The 1,922-nt window shown below is 62.5% G+C and carries 1 protein-coding gene; it reads right to left on the bottom strand.

Going from position 1 to position 1,922, the window contains the following annotated elements; all coding sequences use genetic code 11:
* Nucleotides 1-62 precede the first annotated feature (62 nt).
* A complete protein-coding gene (ltrA, locus tag AC1DKV_RS40380) occupies nucleotides 63-1,556 on the bottom strand; it encodes a group II intron reverse transcriptase/maturase (RefSeq protein WP_441624501.1) in 1,494 nt (497 codons plus the stop codon).
* Between the last annotated feature and the right edge of the window lie 366 nt (nucleotides 1,557-1,922).

Here is a 1,922-nt window from a genome sequence, read left to right as displayed (position 1 = left end):
GAATATCTCGGTAGGAATGCCCATTGCTGGACACCCCCCGCACAGATCCCGGCGTGCCCAATTCAGGCACCGGGCTCCCACCTTGGGTGTTTGACGGCGAATCTGTCGCCTGGCCATGGATGAAGGATTCGAGGTTTCGGGAGCCAGTCATCGGCGAGTCGGGTCATCCGCGCCCACGTCATGGCATCTTTCTGGCTGCGTCGCCGCAGCGAGCGCCGCCAGAGATTGGTAACGTGATAGCGAAATGCCACGAGCGCCCGCGAGTTCGTTGGAACCGCGTGATACGCAAAATAGCCGCGTACCACCTGCTTGAGCCAGTGCCCTTGGATGGGTATTGGCTCATGCATGCGCCGCCATAACTGCTCCTTGATTTGCCTGAGTTTCGCCTGCATGCGATCCCCCCGGGTCTTCCGCTGGAGCTGGAAGGCGCCGCGACGAGATTTGCCGCAGATATGTACGAGACCCAGGAACGAGAAGGTCTCGGGTCGGCCAAGACCCTGTCGCTTTCGCCTGCCCGCTACGTTGCGGCCAAACTCAAGCAACCTCGTCTTGTCCGGGTGAAGCACAAGCGAGAACTCCTCCAACCTCAGTCGCATCGCTTCCCAGAAGCGCCGCGCGTCGGCTTCATGCTCAAAGCCGACAACCACATCATCCGCGTACCGCGAGGTGATGACATTGCCCTTGGCTTCGCGCCGTCGCCACCGGTTGGCCCAGAGATCGAAGACATAGTGCAGGTAGACATTCGCGAGCAGAGGCGATATGACAGCCCCCTGCGGTGTGCCCTCTTCACTGACGCTCCACTCTCCGTCCTCCAAGACGCCCGCCTTGAGCCACTTGCGCACAAGGCGGATGATGCGTGGGTCGCCAATCCGATGCTCCAAGAACCGGACCAGCCATTGCTGACTGACCGAGTCGAAGAAGCTCCGGATATCGGCGTCCAAAATCCAGTTCACCGGGGTGCGGGTGATGGCCACCGCCAACGCATCCAGCGCATCGTGCTGGCTACGCCCGGGCCGGAACCCGTACGAGAACCCGAGGAAATCCTCCTCGTAGATCCCGTTTAGCACTTCCACCGCCGCGCGCTGGACAATCTTGTCCTCCAGCGCCGCGATCCCCAACGGACGCAGCTTGCCATCCGGCTTCGGAATGTACTGTCGCCGAACGGGCAACGCCCGGTACGCTCCGCTCTGTACTTGCGCGTGCAGACGCCGGAGATGTTCTTCCAGGCCCGCCTCGTAGTACCGCCATGTCACGCCGTCCACTCCGGGGGCCGCATTGCGCTTAAGTGCACAAAACGACTCTCGAAGCCGGTCAACCGTGATGTGGTGCAGGAGCGCGGTAAACCGCTCCTTCTTCCGCTGCCTTGCAACTTGCCGTACACGTTCCAACCCCTGTGACACGCTTGCCCGGTTCTGTGCCCGGCGCGTGTGTGGCTGACCCGTGTTCCCCTTGGTCCCCGCCCTTGGCTCCACCCACTCCGCAGCCCGTTTCCAGGCCTTGTTCGCAGGCTTCGTCGCTACTATGGCGGAGTCTGACTTCTCCCGTCCGTTCATCATCGGCTTTGGCTCCTCGCCTTCCCGATGCGGACCCGTCCGTACTGCGACTGGCCAGATGGGAGATCTCCCGGTTCCCGCACAAGGAGCGTCCGTACGTGCCAGGTTCTCAGACCACGCCGGGTCGTCGGAGCGCTCGCGAATGCGCGCCCCGCCGTGTTGCCTTCCGCGTACTGAACCGCGTMGGCACCCGGGATATATCTATCGCGGCTCAATGGCTGGCCCATACGCTCCCCTACCGACGCTTCGCCTACCACCTCGCGGTGGCCTGCGCACGGCTCGGGGCCGATGTGGCTCGCTATTCCTTCATCGTAGTGGACTTGCACCACCAACTCCTTGCCGGTCTCCCGGCGCACTCAGTATATAAAT

This window comes from Cupriavidus sp. 05T41 (assembly GCF_056396525.1).
Note: the sequence above shows the minus strand (reverse complement) of the source record. Positions and strands in the feature narration are given on the sequence as shown.

Bases quoted from the DNA above. Each gene is read 5' to 3' on its own strand.
- ltrA (WP_441624501.1), bottom strand. From the start codon at position 1,556: ATGATGAACGGACGGGAGAAGTCAGACTCCGCCATAGTAGCGACGAAG.